Annotated in this window: 19 protein-coding genes; 2 read left to right on the top strand and 17 right to left on the bottom strand. The window is 58.9% G+C overall.

All coding sequences use genetic code 11. From position 1 onward, the window contains the following. Positions 1-144: 144 nt before the first annotated feature. The 3 genes from ACFSE1_RS13225 to ACFSE1_RS13215 are packed head-to-tail and all read right to left on the bottom strand — an operon-like array spanning position 145 to position 3,781. Positions 145-555: an AGROH133_08824 family phage infection protein gene (locus tag ACFSE1_RS13225; RefSeq protein ID WP_377402028.1), complete on the bottom strand. Its 411-nt coding sequence runs from the start codon at positions 553-555 to the stop codon at positions 145-147. Positions 556-600: 45 nt separating this feature from the next. Beyond that, positions 601-2,820 carry a primosomal protein N' gene (locus ACFSE1_RS13220; RefSeq protein WP_377402025.1) on the bottom strand — a complete coding sequence of 740 codons (2,220 nt, stop codon included), beginning with the start codon at positions 2,818-2,820 and terminating at the stop codon, positions 601-603. Positions 2,821-2,872: 52 nt separating this feature from the next. Continuing rightward, positions 2,873-3,781, bottom strand: a complete 909-nt coding sequence (locus ACFSE1_RS13215) for a GNAT family N-acetyltransferase (protein WP_377402022.1) — start codon at positions 3,779-3,781, stop codon at positions 2,873-2,875. A 153-nt stretch (positions 3,782-3,934) separates the two neighbouring features. Here ACFSE1_RS13215 and ACFSE1_RS13210 point away from each other — a divergent pair, with 153 nt between their 5' ends. After that, entirely contained in the window at positions 3,935-4,870 is a 936-nt protein-coding gene (locus ACFSE1_RS13210) for a tyrosine recombinase XerC (RefSeq protein ID WP_377402019.1), read from the top strand. A 92-nt stretch (positions 4,871-4,962) separates the two neighbouring features. Next, the gene (locus ACFSE1_RS13205) at positions 4,963-6,048 is read left to right on the top strand and encodes a TraB/GumN family protein (RefSeq protein WP_377402016.1); all 1,086 of its coding nucleotides are present in this window, start codon (positions 4,963-4,965) and stop codon (positions 6,046-6,048) included. A 264-nt stretch (positions 6,049-6,312) separates the two neighbouring features. Here ACFSE1_RS13205 and lpdA read toward each other — a convergent pair whose 3' ends face one another. The 14 genes from lpdA to sdhA form a co-directional block, all read right to left on the bottom strand. Next, positions 6,313-7,719, bottom strand: coding sequence for a dihydrolipoyl dehydrogenase (gene lpdA, locus ACFSE1_RS13200; RefSeq protein WP_377402013.1), 1,407 nt, complete (start codon positions 7,717-7,719; stop codon positions 6,313-6,315). A gap of 83 nt (positions 7,720-7,802) precedes the next feature. Then, positions 7,803-8,441 carry a LysE family translocator gene (locus ACFSE1_RS13195; protein WP_377402010.1) on the bottom strand — a complete coding sequence of 213 codons (639 nt, stop codon included), beginning with the start codon at positions 8,439-8,441 and terminating at the stop codon, positions 7,803-7,805. 32 nt (positions 8,442-8,473) lie between these two features. Further along, positions 8,474-8,887, bottom strand: coding sequence for an MAPEG family protein (locus ACFSE1_RS13190; protein WP_377402007.1), 414 nt, complete (start codon positions 8,885-8,887; stop codon positions 8,474-8,476). A gap of 204 nt (positions 8,888-9,091) precedes the next feature. Then, on the bottom strand, positions 9,092-10,330 hold the full coding sequence (odhB, locus tag ACFSE1_RS13185) for a 2-oxoglutarate dehydrogenase complex dihydrolipoyllysine-residue succinyltransferase (protein WP_377402004.1): 1,239 nt from the start codon (positions 10,328-10,330) through the stop codon (positions 9,092-9,094). A gap of 61 nt (positions 10,331-10,391) precedes the next feature. Continuing rightward, positions 10,392-13,388: a 2-oxoglutarate dehydrogenase E1 component gene (locus ACFSE1_RS13180; protein ID WP_377402225.1), complete on the bottom strand. Its 2,997-nt coding sequence runs from the start codon at positions 13,386-13,388 to the stop codon at positions 10,392-10,394. A gap of 178 nt (positions 13,389-13,566) precedes the next feature. Further along, entirely contained in the window at positions 13,567-14,469 is a 903-nt protein-coding gene (sucD, locus tag ACFSE1_RS13175) for a succinate--CoA ligase subunit alpha (protein WP_377402001.1), read from the bottom strand. Positions 14,470-14,471: 2 nt separating this feature from the next. Further along, complete coding sequence (locus tag ACFSE1_RS13170; RefSeq protein ID WP_377401998.1) at positions 14,472-14,801, bottom strand: hypothetical protein; 330 nt, start codon at positions 14,799-14,801, stop codon at positions 14,472-14,474. A gap of 67 nt (positions 14,802-14,868) precedes the next feature. Beyond that, positions 14,869-16,065 (bottom strand): ADP-forming succinate--CoA ligase subunit beta, encoded by a 1,197-nt coding sequence (gene sucC, locus ACFSE1_RS13165; RefSeq protein ID WP_377401995.1) that lies wholly within the window; start codon positions 16,063-16,065, stop codon positions 14,869-14,871. A gap of 34 nt (positions 16,066-16,099) precedes the next feature. Next, positions 16,100-17,062 (bottom strand): malate dehydrogenase, encoded by a 963-nt coding sequence (gene mdh, locus ACFSE1_RS13160; RefSeq protein WP_377401991.1) that lies wholly within the window; start codon positions 17,060-17,062, stop codon positions 16,100-16,102. 175 nt (positions 17,063-17,237) lie between these two features. After that, positions 17,238-18,404, bottom strand: coding sequence for a cell division protein ZapE (gene zapE / locus ACFSE1_RS13155; RefSeq protein WP_377401988.1), 1,167 nt, complete (start codon positions 18,402-18,404; stop codon positions 17,238-17,240). Positions 18,405-18,758: 354 nt separating this feature from the next. Beyond that, complete coding sequence (locus ACFSE1_RS13150) at positions 18,759-19,295, bottom strand: protease inhibitor Inh/omp19 family protein (protein WP_377401985.1); 537 nt, start codon at positions 19,293-19,295, stop codon at positions 18,759-18,761. Between the two features lie 169 nt (positions 19,296-19,464). Then, positions 19,465-20,244, bottom strand: a complete 780-nt coding sequence (locus ACFSE1_RS13145; protein ID WP_377401982.1) for a succinate dehydrogenase iron-sulfur subunit — start codon at positions 20,242-20,244, stop codon at positions 19,465-19,467. After that, positions 20,237-21,163, bottom strand: coding sequence for a glycosyltransferase family 25 protein (locus ACFSE1_RS13140; protein WP_377401979.1), 927 nt, complete (start codon positions 21,161-21,163; stop codon positions 20,237-20,239). The genes ACFSE1_RS13145 and ACFSE1_RS13140 overlap by 8 nt, the downstream gene beginning before the upstream one ends. 3 nt (positions 21,164-21,166) lie before the next feature. Continuing rightward, positions 21,167-23,008, bottom strand: a complete 1,842-nt coding sequence (gene sdhA / locus ACFSE1_RS13135; protein WP_377401976.1) for a succinate dehydrogenase flavoprotein subunit — start codon at positions 23,006-23,008, stop codon at positions 21,167-21,169. Position 23,009: the final 1 nt, after the last annotated feature.

Here is a 23,009-nt window from a genome sequence, read left to right as displayed (position 1 = left end):
TTCGCGGTTCGTCTAGCATAGGAGATGGGGACGCGCAACACGCGGAAGGGTCAAATCGCCTGACTGGCAAGGCCTTCAAACGATTTCATTGCTTTTAAAGAAATTGCTTCAATGCAAGATAGCGTGCGAGCGTCCGGCAATTTCTCAGAAATAGCCGAGAACATAGCCAAGCGGCAGACCGGCAATGACCATTTGAAGCAGTGCGAGAAGCGTATTGCGGATTGTCAGGCCGCGATCAAACATGAGTGACAGCAGGCGACCGAAAAGGCCGACCGCCACGGAAACGCCGAGTGCGAGATAGGTCCAGTCCTGCGCCAGGAAAAGCGCCGCCAATGCCAGGCCGAGCTGCATGCCGCCGTGGGAGCGTGTCGCCCCGTAGCCTTCCGGTGTAATCTGGCCCACGCTGAAGCCTGCAAATCGCAGGGCGCTGGAGGGCAAAACAAGCTGGAAGAGGCCGACAAGCGCCAGAAGCACCGCTCCGAAGTAAGCCAGCTGTTCCGGCAGTTCGGTGGGAAAATAAAGCTCCATCGCCTTAACCTCGATCTGTTCGTCCACATGCGAATCATTCGGCCAGCGGGATATCAGGAGATGCTTGCCTTTTCAAAGAAAGCTTTGGGGATCGACATCCAGCTGCACATGCACACTTCCGCGCGCCTTGGGGCCTGCCGCCAGCATGGTGCGCAGATAGGCCTGCATGTCGCTGTTCTTGCGTCCATGCACAAGAAGACGGAAGCGATGGCGCCCGCGAACAAGCGCAAGCGGCGCTTCCGCTGGGCCAAGAACGCTGATGCCGGAGACCTTGGGTGCCGCCGCCCTCAAGCCACGCGCATGGGCTTCGGCATCGCCGCGCGAATCGGCGGAAACGATCAGCGAAGCCAGACGGCCGAAAGGCGGCAGAAGCGCCTTTTCCCGCTCGCCGATCTCACGCTCGTAAAAGGCAGACGCATCGCCGGAAACGATGGCCTGCATGACCGGATGCTGCGGCTGGTATGTTTGCAGGAGCCCGTGGCTTTTCAAGCCTGTGCGCCCGGCGCGTCCTGTCACCTGGCTGAGAAGCTGAAAGGTCCGTTCCGCCGCTCGCGGATCGCCGTTTGCAAGCCCCAGATCTGCATCGACAATGCCAACCAGTGTCATGAGCGGAAAGTTGTGGCCCTTTGCCACCAGCTGCGTGCCGATCACGATATCCGCCTCGCCATTGGCGATGGCCTCCAGCTCCAGCCGCATCCGCTTCACACCACCCAGCAGGTCGGATGACATGATGATGGTGCGCGCTTGCGGGAAGTGTCGCTCCACCTCTTCCGCAATTCGTTCCACACCCGGCCCGCAGGCCACCAGATGATCGAACGTACCGCATTCCGGGCAGGCTTCCGGAGTGCGTTCAGAATATCCGCATTGATGGCACTGGATCTGGTTGCGGAAGCGATGCTCCACCAGCCAGCTCGAGCACTGCGGGCATTGGAAGCGATGCCCGCAGACACGGCACAGGGTGAGCGGTGCATAGCCGCGGCGGTTGAGGAAGAGCAGCGCCTGCTGCCCCTTCTCGACGGTCTTGGCCACGGCCCGCAGCATGACCGGCGAAAGGAAGCCGCCTCTTTCCGGCGGGTGCCTGCGCATATCCACAAGATGCAGGTCCGGCATGGCCGCATCGCCATAGCGCGTGGGAAGATGCACGAGGTGATAGCGTCCGGTCTGGCCATTCACCTGGCTTTCGACCGATGGGGTGGCCGATACGAGGACAATCGGAAAATTACCGATTCTGGCACGCACGACTGCCATATCCCGCGCATTGTAGAAGATGCGATCCTCCTGCTTGTAGGCAGGATCGTGCTCCTCATCGACGATAATGAGGCCAAGCTCCTCAAAGGGCAGAAACAGCGCTGAACGCGCACCGGCCACCACGCGGATCTCGCCGGTCACCACGCCCCGCCATACCTTTTCCCGCGCACGCGGCGGAAGATCGGAATGCCATTCGGCGGGCTTTGCACCGAAACGCGCTTCGAATCGCTCCAGAAAGCTGGCGGTGAGTGCAATTTCCGGCAGGAGAATCAGAACCTGCTTGCCGCGGCGCAATGCCTCCGCAATGGCCTCGAAATAGACTTCCGTTTTTCCGGAACCTGTAACGCCATCGATAAGAGAAGCGGCAAAAACACCCGCCTCGACCGTTTCAACAATTTCCGATGCCGCCTGCTTTTGCGGACCTTCAATGCGCGGCAGCGTGTAATCCGGGTCCGGCCGGGCCACAAAGGGCGGCGGCGGCAGGAAGACGGTCTCGAACAGACCCTGTTTCACCAGACCATCCACAACGCTGAGAGAGACACCCGCGGCATGCGCAAGGCCGCTGCGGGTCCAGGGAACATCCTCCTTCACCACATCCAGAACCCGCGCACGCGCCGGCGTCAAGCGATCGGGCTCTCCCCCGGCATAGCGCAAGGCCTCCACCATGGGTTCCGGTTCCAGCGCTGCAGGCGCACGAATGGCCATTCGCGCCACAAGTCCGGGCGGTGAAAGCGTGTAGGAAGAAACCCACTCAATGAAACTGCGCATTTCTGCGGTCAGCGGCGGACAATCGAAAACCAGCGTGATGGGTCTAAGCTTTTTCGGATCAACGGCCTGGGCATCGCCCCCTTCCCACACAACACCAATGTGTTGACGAGGACCGACAGGAACCTGAACGACAGAACCAGGTTCAACGGCCATGCCCTCTGGCACCGCATAGCTGTAGGCTTCCGGCACCGGCAGCGGCACCAGAACCGGAACAACGCGAGCCACGGGCGGCGTATCGAACAGCGCGCCGAAGAGACTTTCCGAATCTTTGGTCATTGGGCCGGAACATGCCCTGACGGAGAACAAAAGGGAACCCGGCTTGAAGGCGTCACGGTCTGAGCGGCTGGAATCGCGCAGCCGGGTTCTTCGCCAGATCGAAGACGGAGTGCTTTTCCAGGGCTTTAGTAACCTCGGCAGGATCGCCATCCAACGCATCCGGAGAAATCATTTGCCCTACGGTGAACTCAAAGAGATCACCCTTCTTGTTCAGAAGCTCGTAGAATACCGTCATGTCGCGCAGTTCGGTGGACCATTTGGCAAACCAGTAAAACAGGCCGGAATTGCGCGCCTTCATGTGCATGGGCAGGATCGGCAGATTGTATTTCTTCGCAAGGCTGACGGCAGATGTTTTCCACGGCCGCTCGTTCAGGCGCCCATTGTCCCAGTAGGCAATGCGGCCGGAAGGAAACAGCACCGTGACCTTGCCCGTCTCAACCGCATGATTCGTCAGCCGGAGCGTTTCGCGTGCCTTCAGCTTGCTTTTGTATTCCTCGCGCCATTCCACCGGAATGATCATCTCGGAAAAACGTGGATTGACACGCACCGCATCCCGGTTTGCGAAGAACATCATGTCAGGCCGCCGCGTCTTCAAAAGATCGAAGACCGCCACCCCATCGGCAATGCCGGTCGGGTGATTGCTGACAAGAATGAAACCGCCCTTTGCCGGAATATTCTCTTCGCCGCGAACGCGGATATCGAGATGCAGCATGTCGCTGAGATGCTGAAAGGACTGGTGGCCGGAAAGTCCCTGAATGTCATTGGCGAAACCTACGGCCCGCCGGTAACGCAGAAGCGAATACAGAAACGGCCGCATGACCGGCCAGAGCGGGTGCTTCACAATTTGTGTTCCGCGCTCTGCGATCAATGTATCGACGATGTGCCCTGGTTGTCCTTGTGAAACCAGAGCGATTGCCTCGGCAATCTGCCCGAAAGTAGATGTCGGTGCTCGGCGTTGCATGAAATCTCCCGCCAACAGGCTGTAATCATTACAGCGCTGTATGATCGAACTATGACATTCCCATGCCGCTAGAGTCTATGAATGCTTAATGGAATGGTAACGCCAAGGGGTGAATCTGGTACCCGACCTGTTAAAATCAACGGATGCTTTGGCGTGAACGAGATTCTCATCCTTGCGGCTCCCGATCTTCTGGAGCAGCGCACCCGCTGGCTGGAAAGCCTGGGAAACGAGCGTCGGCTTTCCGCCAATACGCTGACGGCCTATGAGCGCGATACGCGCCAGTTCCTGCAATTTCTCACAGGGCACCTGGGCGGCCCCGCACGGCTGGCCGATCTCCATACGCTTCGCACGGCAGATCTTCGTGCCTTTCTGGCGCAGCGAAGACGGGATGGTTCGGGATCGCGCTCGCTTGGTCGCCATCTGGCGGGCCTGCGCTCGTTCCTGCGCTATCTGGAGCGCAAGGGCCTGGTGAACGCGGCGGCGGCGGGCGCAATCCGTGCGCCCCGCCAACCGAAATCGCTTCCCAAACCGCTGACCGATCGTCAGGCGCTGGAGGTGGTCAGCAAGCAGGCCCAGATGCATGAGGAACCGTGGATCGCGGCGCGGGATTGCGCCGTCCTGACCCTTCTCTACGGCTGCGGCCTGCGCATATCGGAAGCGCTGGGCCTGACCCCTGTGGATGTTCCTGAAAACGCGACCGCGCTGAGAGTTCTCGGGAAAGGCGGCAAGACGCGCCTTGTGCCGCTCCTGCCTTCCGTTCTGCAGGCCATCCAGCACTACATGTCACTATGCCCCTATCCGCTGGCAGAGGCTCAACCGCTGTTTCGCGGTGCGCGAGGCGGGCCATTGCAACCGGCCATCATCCAGCGGGAAATGCAAAAGCTCAGAAGCGCGCTAGGCCTTCCGGATAATGCCACGCCTCACGCGCTTCGCCATTCCTTTGCCACGCATTTGCTGGCAGGTGGCGGAGATCTGCGCACCATTCAGGAATTGTTGGGCCATGCAAGCCTCTCCACAACCCAGGTCTATACCGGTGTCGATTCCGCCCGCCTTCTTGACGTGTATGACCGGGCACATCCCCGCGCATGAGCCTCAATAAGGCACAATTCCACCTCACAACCCAGGTGGCCTTAACCATTCCCGTTAAGCCAAACTCTATGGCTGGCGGATAAGGAGACAGGATGACCTTACGCCTGAACGAACCCTCGCTGTTTCGCCGTGTCGGCAATGATGTGCTGAGCCTTATGGCGGCGCTCCATACGGCCGCCTTTCTCACCTTCCTTCTGGTGCTGGCTCTGGCTGGCCTTGGCTGGTCGGGCAAGGTGCAGGCGGCCGAGCAGGCCTGCACCGGACAAAATCTGCTGGCCGAATGGAAGCTGAAAGATCCGGCGGCCTATCGGAAAGTTGAGGAAGAGGCCGCGAAAATTGCCAATGGCAAGGGTCTGTTCTGGCAGATCGAAAAGCCGGGCATCGCGAAATCCTATCTCCTCGGCACCATGCATGTCACCGACCCAGCCGTGCTGAAAATGCCGCCCGGTGCACCTTATGCCTTATCGAAGGCCCGGCTGGTGATCGTCGAATCGGATGAAATTCTCGATGAGAAAAAGGCCATGGCTGGCATGTTGGCCAAGCCAGAGCTGAACATGATACCGAACGGCAAAACCATCGAGCAGTATCTAACGCCCGAGAGCAAGGTAAAACTTGAGGCTGCCCTCAAGCAGCGGGGTATTCCGCTGGCTGCCGTTTCCCGCATGCAGCCCTGGCTTCTGGCGAGTTTTCTTGCTCTGCCTGCCTGTGAACTGACGCGCAAGGCGCAAGGTGCGACCTTCCTTGACAAGAAGATTGCGTTGGAAGCCGTCGCCAAAGGCGTTCAGGTCAAGGGGCTCGAGACCATGGAAGAACAACTCTCGGCCATGGCCTCCATTCCGGTTGAATTCCACATCAAGTCGCTGATCGAGATGATCGATCTCGGACCACGGCTGGATGACGTGACCACCACCATGCGCGATCTCTACATTTCCGGAGAGATCGGCATGACCATGCCGATGCTGAAGGCCGTGGCTCCCGATGGTACCGAAGGCGAAGGCTATGCCGAATTCGAAGAACGCATCGTTCGGCAACGAAACCATGTGATGGCGGAGCGTGCGGCGCCCCTGCTGGACAAGGGCGGAGCCTTTATGGCCGTTGGAGCGCTGCATCTTGTTGGAGACGAGGGCCTTGTTGCTCTGCTTCAGGCCAAGGGCTTTACGGTCACCCCTGCAAATTAGAGCATTTACCTGAGAAAGGTGCGTAGCGGTTTTGCGTCCGGACTGCGTAAAAACAAAGATATAGAGTCTTTCAGGTGGCCCCGTTTTCACCGGAAACGCTCTGATTGGATGTGCCCCCCTTCTCTGGCGCGCAGCAGGCGGCTGATCTCGCAAACCTGTTTTTCTTCTGCATCATCACCTTGAGTGGTAAGGGTTGGATACAAAAATGCCCCGCCTGACGAGCAGGCGGGGCATTTTTTTGTGAGATAGAGGTATCGAAAGACCTTACATGTGCAGTGGCTTGAAGAAGGTCGCCAGAGCCGCTTCCTTGACCGCTTCGGACATGGTGGGGTGCGCGTGGCAGGTGCGGCCGAGATCTTCGGAAGAACCGCCAAATTCCATCAGAACCGCGGCTTCATGGATCATTTCGCCTGCGCCGAAGCCGATGATATGCACACCGAGAACGCGGTCCGTATCCTTGTCTGCCAGCACCTTCACGAAGCCGTCAGTTACCTGCATGGCGCGCGCGCGGCCATTGGCGGTGAAGGGGAATTTGCCAACCTTGTAAGATACGCCAGCCGCCTTGAGTTCCTCTTCGGTCTTGCCGACGGAAGCCACTTCCGGCTGCGTATAGACGACGCCAGGGATCACTTCATAATTCACATGGCCATGCTGGCCAGCCAGAATTTCCGCCAGCGCCACACCTTCGTCTTCCGCCTTGTGTGCAAGCATCGGGCCCTTCACCACGTCGCCGATCGCATAGATGCCGGGAACGTTCGTTGCGTAATGACCGTCGATTTCGACACGTCCGCGATTATCAAGCACGACACCCGCTTCTTCCAGGCCGAGGCCCGCCGTGTAGGGCTTGCGGCCGGTTGCAACCAGCACAACGTCGGCATCGATCGTTTGCGGCTCACCGCCCTTCACAGGTTCGAAGGTTACCTTGGCACCGGTATCGGATTTGGCAACCGCAGTTACCTTTGCACCCAGGTTGAACTCCATGCCCTGCTTGGCCAGCATACGCTGGAACTGCTTGGAAACCTCGCCGTCCATGCCGCCAAGAATCGTGTCGAGATATTCGACAACCGTGACCTTTGCGCCGAGGCGCGACCAAACGGAGCCAAGCTCCAGGCCGATAACACCGCCACCGACAACGACCATGTGACCCGGCACTTTTTCAAGCGCGATACCGCCTGTCGAGGACACGATGACCTTCTCGTCTATTTCGACTGGCACGCCGGGAATGCCTGCAACTTCTGAACCGGTGGCAATAACGATGTTCTTGGTTTCGAGCTCCTGCACCTGGCCATCTTCGCCGGTGACGGAAACCTTGCCGGCAGCGACGATCTTGCCTGTGCCGATAAAGCTTTCGATCTTGTTCTTCTTGAACAGGAAGGCGACGCCATCGACGTTAGCCTTTACCGTCGCATCCTTGTGGCCCATCATCTTCTCAAGGTTCAGCGTCGTGCCGGAAACCTCGACGCCCAGATCCGCCATGCCGTGCTTGGCATGCGCGAAAACCTCGGAAGCATGCAGAAGCGCCTTGGAGGGGATGCAGCCCACGTTGAGGCAGGTGCCGCCGAAGGTCGAGCGCTTTTCGACGACGGCTACCTTCATGCCCAGCTGTGCTGCCTTGATCGCGCAGACATAACCGCCAGGGCCGGTACCGATAACAACGACATCATAAGCCATTTCATTCATCCTTTGTCTTGTTTCCGCAGCCGCGCCGGAGCACGGCAGAATTCATGGAGCGCAACGCGCGCAATTGAAGAGGATCAGCCCGCCTTCTCTGTCGCAAGCTTCAGGCCGAGCACGATAAACACCGCACCGCTGACCCGATCGATCCACTGGCTGGCGCGGGAGAAGGCCGCCCTCATCCGCGCCGTCGTCATGAACGTGCTGACGCCGATGAACCAGGCGATCAGGCAGCTTGCCATCACCAGGCCGTAACCGAATTTCACCACCATCGGCGTGTGCACGCTGATGACAGCCGAGAAAATGGAGAGAAAGAAGAAGACCGCTTTCGGGTTCAGCGCATTAGCAGCAAAGCCTAAGATAAAAGCCTTGCGGGCCGACTGTTGCTTCGGTTCTACGTCTGTCGCCTCAGGCGCAGTAATATCGGTCTTGCCCGCTCGCAAGGCTTTCACGCCGATGTAAAGCAAATAGGCGACACCGCACCATTTCACGATGTTGAACAGGTAGATCGACTGGGAAATGATCAGGCCCAGGCCTAAGATCGTGTAGCTAACATGCAGCATGAAGGCCGCACCAATTCCAAAGCTGGTAACGATGGCTTGGCGGCGGCCATGCACAAGTGCCTGCCGAATGACCATTGCCAGATCTGCGCCAGGCGACACGATCACGAAAGCAAAGATTGCCATGAGCGAAGCAAGTTCAAAAAGATAGGGATGCATCTTCTGCTCCTAGAAGCCCGTGTTCGACATCATCAGAACATCAAGACCACAAACATTAACCCGAGCCCCACCATCGATCCTACCCAGACAAACGACCGGATATAGGGAATTCCTGCTAGATAGAGGGGGATATAAATTAGCCGGCAGACCAGCCATAGCCAAGCGCCAATAAGCCCCAGAGTATGCGGGTCACCTGCCAGAATGAGACCGAAGGCCAAGGCAATGAATGCCAGATAGGTTTCGCGAAAATTGGTCGATGCGCGCTCGGCGCGGCCAGCCAGCTTGCCTTCCGGCTTTCTGTTGCCGTCACGCGGACCCGCGTTCCAGTCGGTTCCAAGTTCCTTTGTTGCGGTCACGCCCTGTAGCATGATGTGGCCGATCAACAGCAAAACGCTCAATCCAATGATTGGCAGAAAGGGTGATGCAGCAAGAAAGGTCGGCTCCATGGCAATGGCTCTCCTTCTGCGCATCGGCGTTGCGAAAAGCCTTCGACGCGCTCCCCATAGCATCGGACCGAAAGGTGGGAACCGGTTTTCGGGAAATCCGATGCAGAAACAAACGAATTAGAACATCGAGCTTCGTAGGCCTGTATGCCCGATGCTCCAATATTTAAGCGGCGGAGGTTTTGCCCCCGCCGCCGCATGAACTGATTAGAGGTCGAGAACCAGACGCTCCGGATCTTCCAGGCTTTCCTTGACGCGCACGAGGAAGGTCACCGCTTCCTTGCCGTCAACGATACGGTGATCGTAGGAGAGCGCGAGATACATCATCGGACGGATGACGATCTGACCGCCAACAACGACCGGGCGCTCCTGGATCTTGTGCATGCCGAGAATGCCCGACTGCGGTGCATTGAGGATCGGCGAGGACATCAGAGAGCCGTACACGCCACCATTGGTGATGGTGAAGGTGCCGCCCTGCATGTCGGCCATGCCCAGAGAACCGTCACGGGCAGCCTTGGCAAGGCGACCGAGTTCCTTCTCAACGCCGGCGATGGAAAGCTGGTCAGCGTCGCGGATGACCGGAACAACGAGACCCTTGTCCGTACCAACGGCCATGCCGACGTGGCAGTAGTTCTTGTAAATGATGTCCGTGCCGTCGATCTCAGCATTGACAGCAGGCAGTTCCTTCAGGGCGTGCGTGACAGCCTTGGTGAAGAAGCCCATGAAGCCGAGCTTTACGCCGTGCTTCTTTTCGAACACGTCCTTGTAGCGGTTGCGCAGGTCCATAACCGCCTTCATGTCCACCTCGTTATAGGTGGTCAGCATGGCAGCCGTGTTCTGCGCATCCTTCAGGCGCTTGGCAATCGTCTGACGCAGGCGTGTCATCTTCACGCGCTCTTCGCGAACGGAATCTTCCGCCGTCGAGGGTGCGCGCGGAGCTGCCGGAACGGCAGCCGGTGCAGACGCTGCAGCCGGACCCTTGGCAATCGCCGCCAGCACATCACCCTTCAGAACCTGACCGCGCTTGCCGGAACCATCGACATCCGCGGTGGAGATGTTGTTATCGGCAGCAAGCTTGGCAGCCGCCGGTGCGGCAGGCATGGATGTGCCCTGAGCCGGTGCAGCAGACGCTGCAGGTGCTGGGGCTGCAGCAGGTGCGGGAGCCGCAGGTGCAGCAGCCGGAGCGGAAGTGCCAGCCGAGCCAGCGGCACCTTCGGCGATCTGGCCGAGAAGTGCGCCGAGACCGACGGTTTCGCCAGCCTGGGCGACGATTTCCGTCAGGACGCCAGATGCAGGTGCCGGTACTTCAACCGTAACCTTGTCGGTTTCCAGCTCAACGATCGGCTCGTCGGCCTTTACCGTGTCGCCCACCTTCTTGAACCAGGTGCCGACGGTTGCCTCGCTGACGGATTCGCCGAGGGTAGGGACGCGAATTTCGGTGGCCATGATCTTTTTCCGTTTTTGATCCGATATCGTGTTTCGCTTTTAGAAGAGCGCGACGGCTGAATTAGCCGCCGAGCGCGTCTTCGAGGAAGGCTTCGAGCTGCGCCAGATGCTTGGACATCAGGCCCGTTGCCGGAGAAGCGGCAGCCGGACGGCCCGTGTAACGGACGCGCTGATACTTGGCATCGATATGGGCCAGAACCCACTCGAGGTAAGGGTCGATGAATGCCCATGCGCCCATGTTCTTCGGCTCTTCCTGGCACCATACCATTTCGGCGTGGCGGAAGCGCGAAAGCTCATTGATGAGCGCCTTTGCCGGGAACGGATAGAGCTGTTCCAGACGCAGCAGGTAAACGTCATCGATGCCGCGCTTTTCGCGCTCTTCCAGAAGATCGTAATAGACCTTGCCGGTGCACATGACGACACGGCGGATCTTGTTGTCCTTCTGGAGCTTGATCGGGCCGTCCTTGATCACTTCCGCATCGTCCCACAGCAGGCGGTGGAACGAGCTTTCGCCGGCCATTTCCGCCAGTGTAGAGGTTGCGCGCTTGTGGCGCAGCAGCGACTTCGGCGTCATCAGGATCAGCGGCTTGCGGAAGTCACGCTTCAACTGACGGCGCAGGATGTGGAAGTAGTTCGCAGGCGTGGTGCAGTTTGCAACCTGCATGTTGTCTTCCGCGCAAAGCTGGAGGAAGCGCTCCAGACGTGCGGAGGAGTGTTCCGGGCCCTGACCTTCATAGCCGTGCGGCAGAAGGCAGACGAGGCCGGACATGCGAAGCCACTTGCGTTCACCAGACGAGATGAACTGATCGAACACCACCTGGGCGCCGTTGGCGAAGTCACCGAACTGCGCTTCCCAGAGTGTCAGTGCATTCGGACGCGCCAGCGAATAACCGTATTCGAAGCCCAGAACCGCCTCTTCCGAAAGCATCGAGTTGATGACTTCGTAGCGCGCCTGGTTGGGAGCAAGGTTTGCCAGCGGGATATAACGCTCTTCCGTATCCTGATCGTAGAGAACGGAATGACGCTGCGAGAAGGTTCCGCGCTCGCAGTCCTGTCCGGACAGACGAACCTTGTGGCCTTCCGTGACCAGCGAACCGAAGGCCAGTGCCTCGGCCATGGCCCAGTCGATCCCCTCGCCGGTCTCGATCATCTGCGCACGGTTTTCCATGAAGCGCTTGATCGTGCGGTGCGCGTTGAAACCGTCTGGAACGGTCGCCAGCTTGCGGCCAATTTCCTTCAGGCTCTTCATCGGCACAGCGGTCTTGCCGCGGCGCTGCTCATCCGCATTGTCCGCAGAGCGAAGGCCGGACCACTGACCATCCAGCCAGTCGGCCTTGTTCGGCTTGTAGCTCTGGCCAGCTTCGAATTCCTGCTCCAGATGGGCGCGCCAATCGGCCTTCATCTTCTGGAATTCGCCGTCGGAGATCAGGCCTTCGGAGATCAGGCGAGCAGCGTAAAGCTCGGTGACTGTCTTGTGGCCACGAATGACCTTGTACATCTTCGGCTGCGTGAACGCTGGCTCATCGCCTTCGTTATGGCCGAAGCGACGGTAGCAGAACATGTCCACGACCACCGGCTTGTGGAACTTCATGCGGTATTCGGTAGCGATCTTGGCCGCGTAGGTTACCGCTTCCGGATCGTCGCCGTTCACGTGGAAAATCGGCGCTTCGATCATCTTGGCCACATCCGAAGGATAGGGCGAAGAGCGCGAGAAGGCCGGGTTCGTGGTGAAGCCGATCTGGTTGTTGATGATGAAATGCATGGTTCCCGCAACGCGGTGGCCACGCAGACCCGAAAGGCCGAGGATTTCGGCCACGACGCCCTGACCGGCAAAAGCCGCATCGCCGTGGAGAAGCAGCGGCAGAACCTTTGCCCGCTCCTTCAGCGGCACGATATCGCCGTCCCAGCTCTTGGTCAGCATGTCCTGCTTGGCGCGCGCCTTGCCCATGACGACCGGATTGACAATCTCAAGGTGTGACGGGTTGGCGGTCAACGACAAGTGGACCTTGTTGCCGTCGAACTCGCGGTCGGAAGAGGCACCGAGGTGGTACTTCACGTCACCAGAGCCTTCCACTTCGTCCGGCTTGAACGAACCGCCCTTGAATTCGTGGAAAATTGCGCGGTGCGGCTTGCCCATCACCTGCGAAAGCACGTTCAGGCGGCCGCGGTGCGCCATGCCGAGGACAACTTCCTCAAGCCCGTCCTGACCACCGCGCTTGATGATCTGCTCAAGTGCAGGGATCAGCGCCTCACCACCATCGAGACCGAAACGCTTCGTACCCTTGTACTTGACGTCGATGAACTGCTCGAAACCTTCTGCCTCGACCAGCTTCTGAAGGATTGCCTTCTTGCCGTTGGCGGTAAATTCAACGCCCTTGCCCGGACCTTCGATGCGTTCCTGAATCCAGGCCTTTTCCTCCGGGTTGGAGATGTGCATGAACTCAACGCCGAGCGTGGAACAATAGGTGCGCTGCAGGATCTCCAGCATTTCGCGCACGGTCGCATATTCGAGGCCGAGCACGTTATCGATGAAGATCTTGCGGTCGTAATCGGCCTCGGTGAAACCGTAGGCACTTGGCGAAAGCTCGTTGTAATCATCCACCGGGGCAGCAAGGCCGAGCGGGTCGAGCTTGGCATGCAGATGGCCACGCATGCGGTAGGCGCGGATCATCATGATGGCGCGAACGCTATCACGGGTCGCCTGAAGCACTTCAGCAGGATCGACAGCCTGGCCGGAGGACTTTGCAGCCGCTTCTGCCTTGGCTTTGACCTTCGTCTCGATAGCCTTCTCGACAACAGGCCAGTTACCATCCAGCGCTGACACCAATTCGCCATTGGCGGGAATTGGCCAGTTCTTGCGCTGCCAGGAGGCGCCCTGAGCGGCCTTTTTGACATCTTCCGGGTTATCGGCAAGCGCCTTGAAGAAGGACTGCCACTCGGGTCCGACCGAATTCGGATCCTCCTCATACTTCGCATAAAGCTGCTCGATATAAGCAGCATTCGCGCCGTCGAGGAACGAGGTGATAAGGAACTGCTCGTTGGCTTCTTGCCGTGCCATGGTGCTATCGCGGACGTGGCGCCCGCCTCCTGACGTAATCTTGATGCCGGTTCTCGAAGCGCCGGCCGTCGCTTTCATCTGGTCGCCACAGGGCCAGTTACCCTTAACTGCGGCATAGGCAGGCGATCCTATCAAGGCTCGCCTGCCTGAAGCTTAATCAGCTGGCCAATATGTGGCGTCAGCCCTTGAGGACTTCAACCAGCGTCTTGCCCAGGCGTGCCGGAGATGGCGAAACCTTGATACCGGCAGCTTCCATGGCTGCGATCTTCGATTCCGCGTCACCCTTGCCACCGGACACCACAGCACCGGCATGGCCCATGGTGCGGCCCTTCGGCGCCGTACGGCCAGCGATGAAGCCAGCCATCGGCTTCTTACGGCCTTGTCTGGCTTCGTCGATGAGGAACTGTGCCGCATCTTCTTCTGCCGAGCCGCCGATTTCGCCGATCATGATGATCGAGGTCGTGGCTTCGTCGGCCAGGAACATTTCCAGCACGTCGATGAATTCCGTACCCTTGACCGGGTCGCCGCCGATGCCGACAGCCGTTGTCTGGCCAAGACCTTCATTAGAGGTCTGGAAGACTGCTTCGTAGGTCAGCGTTCCGGAGCGGGAAACGATACCGACAGAACCCTTGCGGAAGATGGAGCCCGGCATGATGCCGATCTTGCACTCTTCCGGCGTCAGAATGCCTGGGCAGTTCGGGCCGAGCAGACGAGACTTCGACTTGTCGAGCTTGGCCTTCACGCGCACCATATCCATCACCGGGATACCTTCGGTGATGCAGGTGATGAACGGGATTTCCGCGTCGATCGCCTCGATGATGGCATCGGCTGCACCTGCCGGCGGAACGTAGATCACGGTCGCATCGGCGCCGGTCTTTTCCTTGCCCTCGGCAACGGAAGCAAAGATCGGCAGGCTTTCGCCCTTGGAGCCGGTCCAGGTTTCGCCACCCTTCTTCGGGTGAATACCGCCGACCATCTGCGTGCCGTAGTAGGCAAGCGCCTGTTCGGTGTGGAAAGTGCCGGTCTTGCCGGTCAGGCCCTGAACCAGGACCTTGGTGTTCTTGTTTACGAGAATAGACATTTTCAAACCTCGCCGCAGCAGCAGGTATACTGCCTGAAAGCTTCGTGATCGTTTAAGTTGGACGTTGTCCATGCAACGCCATGGCATTTCTCAGGCTGTTTAATAGCCTTCAGCCCCGGTGCGGCACCCTGACCCAAGCGCCAGCGTGTGTGAAACCAGTCGACGTGACCATCTTTCACGGCCTTGCCCAGAACGCCCTGCCAAACCGTGATATTCACGTCATGCGTCTTTAAGTCATAGAACGCATCAGCATCACATTTGGCAGAGAATTGCGCCTGGTTTGCCGCAATCTCGGCGTTGGGATTTTCATCCCAGCACACAAAATGCGGCAAACGGCAATCCGTCATGGACGGCCAGAAAATCTGCCTGGTTCGCGCAATCCGGGATAGAGGAGCCATATTACTTCGCTTCGATCGCCGCGACGATCTTCTTGGCAGCATCGTCCAAGTCGTCAGCTGCCGTAATGGCGAGGCCAGATTCGTTGAGAAGCTTCTTGCCGAGCTCAACATTCGTGCCTTCCAGGCGAACGACGAGCGGAACCTTGAGGCCAACTTCCTTCACTGCGGCGATCACGCCTTCAGCGATGACGTCGCACTTCATGATGCCGCCGAAGATGTTGACGAGGATGCCCTCAACCTTCGGATCCGCCGTGATGATCTTGAACGCAGCTGCAACCTTCTCCTTGCCAGCACCACCGCCGACGTCGCAGAAGTTTGCTGGCTCCTTGCCGTACAGCTTGATGATGTCCATCGTTGCCATGGCAAGGCCAGCGCCGTTCACCATGCAGCCGATGTTGCCATCGAGAGCAACATAGGCAAGATCCCACTTGGATGCTTCGATTTCCTTGGCATCTTCTTCCGTCTCGTCGCGCAGCGCACGCACGTCGTCGTGACGGAACAGAGCGTTGCCGTCGAAGGACACCTTGGCGTCGAGAACGCGCAGATGACCATTGGTCATGACGATCAGCGGATTGATTTCGAGAAGGGACATGTCCTTCTCGTTGAAGGCCTTGTAGAGCGCCGGGAACAGCGACTTGGCATCTTCGGCAGCGGCACCATCGAGCGCCAGCGCCGCAGAGATCTTCGCCACGTCATCCGCCGTCACGCCCGTTTCCGGGTCGATAGCGATGGTGTGGATCTTCTCCGGTGTGTCATGGGCCACAGCCTCGATGTCCATGCCACCTTCCGTCGAAACGACGAAGGCAACGCGGCCAACGGAGCGGTCAACCAGCAGCGAGCAGTAGAGTTCGCGTGCAATATCTGCACCGTCTTCGATGTAGAGACGGTTCACCTGCTTGCCAGCCTCGCCGGTTTGGGCAGTCACCAGCGTGTTACCAAGCATATCCTTGGCGTGAGCGACAACTTCCTCGATGGACTTTGCCAGGCGAACACCGCCCTTGGCGTCCGGGCCAAGTTCCTTGAACTTACCCTTGCCGCGGCCGCCAGCATGGATCTGGCTCTTGACCACATAGAGAGGGCCGGGAAGCTGCTTGGCAGCAGCCTCAGCCTCTTCGGCGGAATGGATCGCCACACCTTGGGCGACCGGCGCACCAAAGCCCTTCAGAAGAGCTTTGGCCTGATATTCATGAATGTTCATCGTCTGGTCCTTGGGATACGGGGCCGCTGGGCGATTACTTCAGGGAAGGCGCGATGTTGGTGCAGGCTTCGCAGAGGCCAGCGACAGCACCGACCGACTTTTCAAACGCGGCCTTTTCGTCATTGTTGAGATCGATTTCGATGATGCGCTCCACACCACCGGCACCGATGACAGTCGGAACGCCGACATACATGTCGTTAACGCCATACTGGCCCGACAGATGCGCAGCGCAGGGCAGAACGCGCTTCTTGTCCTTGAGGTAGGACTCAGCCATCTCGATGGCAGAAGCAGCCGGCGCATAATAGGCAGAACCGGTCTTGAGCAGACCGACGATCTCCGCACCGCCATCACGCGTACGCTGGATGATCTGCTCGAGACGCTCGGCGCTGACCCAGCCCATCTTGACGAGATCCGTCAACGGGATGCCGGCAACCGTGGAATAGCGCGCGAGCGGCACCATGGTGTCACCATGACCACCCAGAACAAAGGCCGTCACATCTTCAACGGAAACATTGAATTCTTCCGAGAGGAAGAGACGGAAGCGAGCAGAGTCGAGAACGCCAGCCATGCCGACAACCATGTTCTTTGGCAGGCCGGAGAACTTCTGCAGAGCCCAGACCATCGCGTCAAGCGGGTTGGTGATGCAGATAACGAAAGCATTCGGGGCGTATTTCTTGATGCCCGCACCCACCTGCTCCATGACCTTCAGGTTGATGCCCAGAAGGTCGTCGCGGCTCATGCCCGGCTTGCGGGCAACGCCTGCTGTGACGATGCAGACATCGGCGCCTTCGATCGCAGCATAATCGCTTGCGCCGGAAAGCTTGGCATTGAACCCTTCGACAGGACCGGACTGGGCAATATCCAGACCCTTACCCTGCGGAATACCGTCAGCGATGTCGAACAGGACGATGTCGCCCAATTCCTTCAGGCTGGCCAAATGGGCCAGCGTACCGCCGATCATGCCAGAGCCGATAAGTGCAATCTTCTTGCGAGCCATTGAGAAGCTTCCTCTCTTTCGAAGGCGTGGTCGGCATCAGAACTGTCGACCGATCTGGGCACATCGCATAGCTCTACTGGCTCAAAATGGCAACCGATTCTTTTGAGGCTAGTATTTTCAATCGGTTAAAGCACCAAATTCTTACGTAAACGTAAGATATTTCGTCATCGTTCTGTCAAGATTGCGGGTGTTTTTCCTGATGCAGTGCCAGATAATCCGGGCTGCGCATTTCGAAAAGCCGCGAGACGGTGCGGTCGAACTCGAATCCTTCCGTGCCCATGCGCTCCGTCAGCAGGTCTTCCGGTGTGGCTTCCGCAGAGATGAAGACCCGGATCGTGCGGTCGTAGAATGCATCGATGAGATTAATGAAACGCTTAGTTTCGTTGCGCTTGTTTAGTCCCATTCGCGGCACACGCTCTATGAACACCACGTCATAGCGCTGGGCGATCTGCAGGTAGTCCGCAGCGCCCAGCGGCTTTTCGCAGAGATCGGAAAAGGCGAAACGCGCAGCTTTGCCTGCTGCCTGAGGTACGGGGATGCTTCTGCCTTTGAGCGGAATCTCGGCCGGCACACTCTTCTTTCCCTCGGTCACCTGATGCCAGGCAGCCTCCATTGCCGCATCGGTGGAAGGCCCGAGGGGCGAGAGGTAAACAGGCAGGCTCGCCATCTTCTCCATGCGATAATCGGTCGGCGAGTCCAGCGTGATGACGCCAACATACTGCTTCAACAGATCGACAAAGGGCAGGAAAAGCGAGCGGTTCAGGCCGTCGCGATAAAGATCGTCCGGCGCAACGTTGGATGTGGCAACCAGCACGCAGCCCAGGCGGAACAGTTCTGTGAACAGCCGCCCGAGGATCATGGCATCGGCAATGTCAGTCACGGAAAATTCGTCGAAGCACAGCAATTCGGCTTCTGCGAAAATGCTGGCCGCCACCGGTGGAACCGGATCGGTTTCCTTGGTCTCGCCCGCCTTCAATTTCTGCCGATGCGCGTGGATGCGCCCGTGAACATCCGCCATGAATTCGTGAAAGTGGCAGCGACGCTTTGCTGCCACGGGCGCCTTGCTGAAAAACATATCCATGAGCATGGTCTTGCCGCGCCCCACGGAGCCGTAAATATAGAGGCCCTTGATGTCGGCATCGGCGGTCTTGCGCTTGGCGCCAAACAGCCATCCCAGAGCGCTGGATTTCTTGGCCGGCCCCTTTTCCCGAAGGGACGCCAGAACCCTGTCCAAAGCGCCGGAAACGGCCATCTGCTCCGGATCGGCCTGCAGCGTCCCGGCTGCATTGAGGGCTTTCAGTTCATCACTGACACTGAACTTATAATCGGGAAGAGATGCCATGGAGCTAGATACCTGGGGCAGAGGGCCCGAGGCTCTGACAAGGCAGAGCGACTGGCGGCAGAAGGGAGACGCGGACCGGGATGAACACTTAAGATGACCGGTTCCAACTCGTACAGACGATAGGGGTGATCAAAGAGGCGCAGCAGCCGATCGTGGCGGTCAAGATGAAGCGCGGCTTCGAGCGATGCGGTCGCAACAGGCAGCCCATGCAGCATCCTCAATGCAAAGAAGGCAAAGCAGCTGGACACTCTTGCCAGACCTGTATGCGCACCTCTCCACCCCGCCGTTAATCCTGATGTACGGCAAAGCTGTCTTCCGCTGCCCGCATCTGCTGAAACCCCTATCGGGGTATCATCAACGGCTGAGGCTGAGCTGCTGGCCGGAAGCAGTGGTACCGTCGTAACGTGTATCCGCGCTCTTGTAGACACGGCCAATGACGTCGCCATTGCGGTTCTTGAAGAGTACCGTTTTGCCGGACACTTCCCAGGAACCCATGGTCGTCAACTCGCCGACGCATCCGCGCGTTCCGCCGCGAGCGCCGCTCCCAAGGTTGGTCAGCGTCAGGAACATGTCGCAGCTCGCGCCTGCCGCATTCACGCGCCAGTTGCCAACCAGGGATTCCTTTGACACATCCATCGCCGTGGCAGGCTCCGCACCGCCGCCAGGCGGCAAGGAGGCCATCTGCGTTCCACCAGCATTGGGTGCCGCCGGAAACTGCGACGCATCGGCTGCGCCAGGAGCGGGCAATTGATTGGACTGAACGGAAGGCACCGGCTGGGCTTGCAGGGGCGCGGGCCCTGGCAGATTGCTGTAGGGGCTGGAAGAGGTCCTCTGGCAACCGGTCAATGCCATTGTGATCATAACGCCGGTTACCAAATATCTGAACTGCATCATAAAGCTCCCGCTTTCTGCTTCTGCAAGACTATCACCTGCCGGTACAGCCGAATTATCGCCAAGGACCGTGTCAAATCAAGCCAAGGAGCACAAATCGCTCCCGGCGTGAAGATCCTGAGGGCGCAGATGGAACACATCTGCGCGAGGTCAAGCGATCTTTTGCGCGTCAGATCCGGCGCTCGACCATCATCTTCTTGATTTCAGCGATGGCCTTGGCAGGATTCAGCCCCTTCGGACAGGTCTGCGCGCAGTTCATGATCGTGTGGCAACGATAGAGACGGAAGGGGTCTTCCAGGTTATCCAGACGTTCGCCCTTTGCCTCATCGCGGCTGTCGATCAGCCAGCGATAGGCCTGCAACAGGACTGCCGGGCCGAGATAGCGATCACCATTCCACCAGTAGGACGGACAGGACGTGGAGCAGCAGGCGCAGAGAATGCATTCATAAAGACCATCCAGCTTCAAACGGTCTTCGTGGCTCTGCTTCCACTCCTTGGCGGGCGTCGGGGAAACCGTTTTCAGCCAAGGTTCGATGGAACGGTGCTGTGCGTAGAAATTGGTCAGATCCGGAACCAGATCCTTCACCACCGGCATGTGCGGCAGCGGATAGACCTTCACCGTGCCATTGATGTCTTCCATGCCCTTGGTGCAGGCAAGCGTGTTGGAACCATCGATATTCATGGCGCAGGAACCGCAAATGCCTTCGCGGCACGAACGGCGCAGGGTCAGTGTCGGATCGACCTTGTTCTTGATGTAGAGAAGCGCATCCAGCACCATGGGCCCGCAATCATCGACATCAACGTAATAGGTATCGATGCGGGGGTTATGGCCATCATCGGGATTCCATCGGTAAATGCGGAATTCCCGGACATTTGTGGCACCCGCCGGCTTGGGCCAGACCTTGCCTTCGGTCATCTGGGAGTTTTTGGGGAGAGCGAGTTCAACCATTGCTGGACCTTCGATCCTCGGCGGCTACCGCCTTGCTGTTTACCTTGTTATAGTCTTCCGGCGCCCATTGCGCCATTGTCGCATTCATCAATCGCCACGGTCGCCCGTCACAGGCAGACCACAAAAGAGCCAGGCGCTCCTGCATCCGCTTCAACGCCATCAAGACAGACCGGCCGGGCAAATTTGCCCTTCTGGTCTTTTTCGCATCACGGCTCGTCGCAATCACGCTCTCGGCACCTGATTGCATGACCACCCACGGCGCAACATCCAGAACCTTCAGTCCATGCCATGCAGGAGACCAGAGGAAATCATCCGCAGGAACAAGCGCCGATCCGGTCCGCTCCAGCAGACGTTCTGCCGCTGACCGCGTGATCAGATAGCCTGCCGCCCCGGAGACCGGACGCAGGGAACGCACCAACAGACGGTCGCCAACCTTGCCAAGCGGCAGTACCTTGCGGCCACCTGGCCTGTAGATACCTTCCAGCTTCACAATCGCGGCGCCGAGGTCTTGCGCGAGTAGCTCTTCCACTGCCCCTTCGAAACCGTCCTGCGGCACGGCATCGTCTTCGAGGATGATCGCATGCTCGAAATCCGAAGCCAGAAACACCCGCCAGGCGAGAACATGCCCAACAAAGCATGCCTCTTCTGTCACCATGAACAAGCGGTTGCGGCGAGCGTTCCATCCGACTGCGAAGGGTGGATGGCGCATTTCCAACCCGCGAACCGCCAGAACCTCATCAGGGTTCTGGCGCGCATCGATGCCCGCCACGCGATGCAGCGGCCAGGCGAGCCCGCCAAATCCACGCTCGATCTCTGCCCAGCGATCCGGCGAACGATCGAGGTTGATTGCAAACAGGCCAAGTGGCCTCCCACCAGGAGCGCTTTTCACCAATCCAGGGAGGGGGACCACATTGCTCATCGATCAGTACACGCGTGCCTTCGGCGCGATCTTTGCGAGTTCGATACCATCGGCAATCAGGTCGGTGTGAACCGGACGATAATCCAGCTTCACATCGCCTTCTGCGCCGACCCAGGCAAGCGTATGCTTGCGCCAGTTTTCGTCGTCGCGACCGCCCATCGGGCCGTCCTTGTAGTCTTCGCGTGCATGGGCGCCACGGCTTTCCTTGCGGGCTTCCGCACTGAACACAGTCGTAATCGCGTTGGCCATCAGGTTCTGCAGCTCGAGCGTCTCGACCAGATCCGAGTTCCAGATCATCGAGCGATCGGTAACCTTGATGTCCTTCATCTCGCCCCAGATCGAGGTCAGGCGCTGGCAACCGCTTTCGAGCGATTCCTGCGTGCGGAAGACGGCCGCATCTTCCTGCATGGCCCGCTGCATCTTGTCGCGCAGAACGGCTGTCGGCGTACCGCCAGCGGCATGACGCAGACCGTCGAAACGGTCCATGATCTTGTCGCAGGCCGCCGTATTCAGCGCCGGGATCGGCTCGTCGCGGTTGATGACCTGTGCAGCGCGGATCGCCGCCGCACGGCCGAAGACCACGAGGTCGATCAGCGAGTTCGAACCGAGACGGTTTGCACCGTGAACCGACGCGCAGCCAGCTTCACCGACCGCCATCAGACCGGGCAGAATGCGATCCGGATTATTGGCATCGGCATTCAGCACCTCGCCCCAATAATTGGTCGGAATGCCGCCCATATTGTAGTGAACGGTCGGCAGAACCGGGATCGGCTCACGCGTCACGTCAACGCCCGCAAAGATCTTCGCGCTTTCCGAAATGCCGGGAAGGCGCTCATGCAATACGGCTGGATCGAGGTGGTCAAGATGCAGGAAGATGTGGTCCTTGTTCTTGCCAACGCCGCGGCCTTCGCGGATTTCCATCGTCATGCAGCGGGAAACCACGTCACGCGATGCCAGATCCTTGGCGGATGGAGCATAGCGCTCCATGAAGCGCTCGCCTTCCGAGTTGACCAGATAGCCACCCTCACCACGCGCACCCTCGGTAATCAGGCAGCCTGAACCGTAGATGCCGGTCGGGTGGAACTGAACGAATTCCATGTCCTGCAGCGGGAAGCCGGCGCGGGCAACCATGCCACCGCCATCGCCCGTGCAGGTATGCGCGGACGTCGCGGAGAAATAGGCACGACCATAGCCGCCAGTTGCCAGAACGACCATCTTCGCCGCGAAGCGATGGATCGTGCCATCATCGAGGTTCCATGCCACTACGCCGGTGCAGCGACCGTCATCGGACATGATCAAATCGAGGGCGAAATATTCGATGAAGAATTCGGCGTTGTTCTTCAGGGACTGGCCATAGAGCGTGTGCAGAATGGCGTGACCCGTGCGGTCTGCTGCGGCGCAGGTACGCTGAACCGGCGGACCAGCGCCGAAGTTCTGCATGTGACCGCCGAAGGGGCGCTGATAGATCTTGCCTTCCTCGTTACGCGAGAATGGCACGCCGTAATGCTCAAGCTCATAGACCGCCTTCGGCGCCTCCATGACCATGTACTGCATGGCGTCGACATCGCCCAGCCAGTCGGAGCCCTTCACGGTATCGTAAAGGTGCCACTGCCAGCTGTCCGGCGTCATGTTCTGCAGGGAGGCTGCAATACCGCCTTGCGCCGCGACCGTATGCGAACGGGTCGGAAAAACCTTCGTAATGCAGGCGGTCTTGAAGCCTTGCTCGGCCATGCCGAGTGTCGCTCTCAGACCAGCGCCGCCAGCTCCTACTACGATAACGTCGTAGGAGTGATCGACATAGGTGTAAGCCTTGCCGTTCTGCGCGATGGGAGTGATCGATGCCATG

The sequence above is a fragment of the Affinirhizobium helianthi genome (assembly GCF_042680945.1).
Lineage (GTDB): Bacteria > Pseudomonadota > Alphaproteobacteria > Rhizobiales > Rhizobiaceae > Neorhizobium > Neorhizobium helianthi.
This window is presented reverse-complemented; position numbering and strand designations above follow the sequence as displayed.

Bases quoted from the DNA above. Each gene is read 5' to 3' on its own strand.
- odhB (WP_377402004.1), bottom strand. From the start codon at position 10,330: ATGGCCACCGAAATTCGCGTCCCTACCCTCGGCGAATCCGTCAGCGAG.
- ACFSE1_RS13190 (WP_377402007.1), bottom strand. From the start codon at position 8,887: ATGGAGCCGACCTTTCTTGCTGCATCACCCTTTCTGCCAATCATTGGA.
- ACFSE1_RS13150 (WP_377401985.1), bottom strand. From the start codon at position 19,295: ATGCAGTTCAGATATTTGGTAACCGGCGTTATGATCACAATGGCATTG.
- sucD (WP_377402001.1), bottom strand. From the start codon at position 14,469: ATGTCTATTCTCGTAAACAAGAACACCAAGGTCCTGGTTCAGGGCCTG.
- ACFSE1_RS13180 (WP_377402225.1), bottom strand. From the start codon at position 13,388: ATGGCACGGCAAGAAGCCAACGAGCAGTTCCTTATCACCTCGTTCCTC.
- mdh (WP_377401991.1), bottom strand. From the start codon at position 17,062: ATGGCTCGCAAGAAGATTGCACTTATCGGCTCTGGCATGATCGGCGGT.
- ACFSE1_RS13140 (WP_377401979.1), bottom strand. From the start codon at position 21,163: ATGAGCAATGTGGTCCCCCTCCCTGGATTGGTGAAAAGCGCTCCTGGT.
- lpdA (WP_377402013.1), bottom strand. From the start codon at position 7,719: ATGGCTTATGATGTCGTTGTTATCGGTACCGGCCCTGGCGGTTATGTC.
- ACFSE1_RS13215 (WP_377402022.1), bottom strand. From the start codon at position 3,781: ATGCAACGCCGAGCACCGACATCTACTTTCGGGCAGATTGCCGAGGCA.
- ACFSE1_RS13220 (WP_377402025.1), bottom strand. From the start codon at position 2,820: ATGACCAAAGATTCGGAAAGTCTCTTCGGCGCGCTGTTCGATACGCCG.
- ACFSE1_RS13195 (WP_377402010.1), bottom strand. From the start codon at position 8,441: ATGCATCCCTATCTTTTTGAACTTGCTTCGCTCATGGCAATCTTTGCT.
- ACFSE1_RS13205 (WP_377402016.1), top strand. From the start codon at position 4,963: ATGACCTTACGCCTGAACGAACCCTCGCTGTTTCGCCGTGTCGGCAAT.
- ACFSE1_RS13145 (WP_377401982.1), bottom strand. From the start codon at position 20,244: ATGGTTGAACTCGCTCTCCCCAAAAACTCCCAGATGACCGAAGGCAAG.
- zapE (WP_377401988.1), bottom strand. From the start codon at position 18,404: ATGGCATCTCTTCCCGATTATAAGTTCAGTGTCAGTGATGAACTGAAA.
- sucC (WP_377401995.1), bottom strand. From the start codon at position 16,065: ATGAACATTCATGAATATCAGGCCAAAGCTCTTCTGAAGGGCTTTGGT.
- sdhA (WP_377401976.1), bottom strand. From the start codon at position 23,008: ATGGCATCGATCACTCCCATCGCGCAGAACGGCAAGGCTTACACCTAT.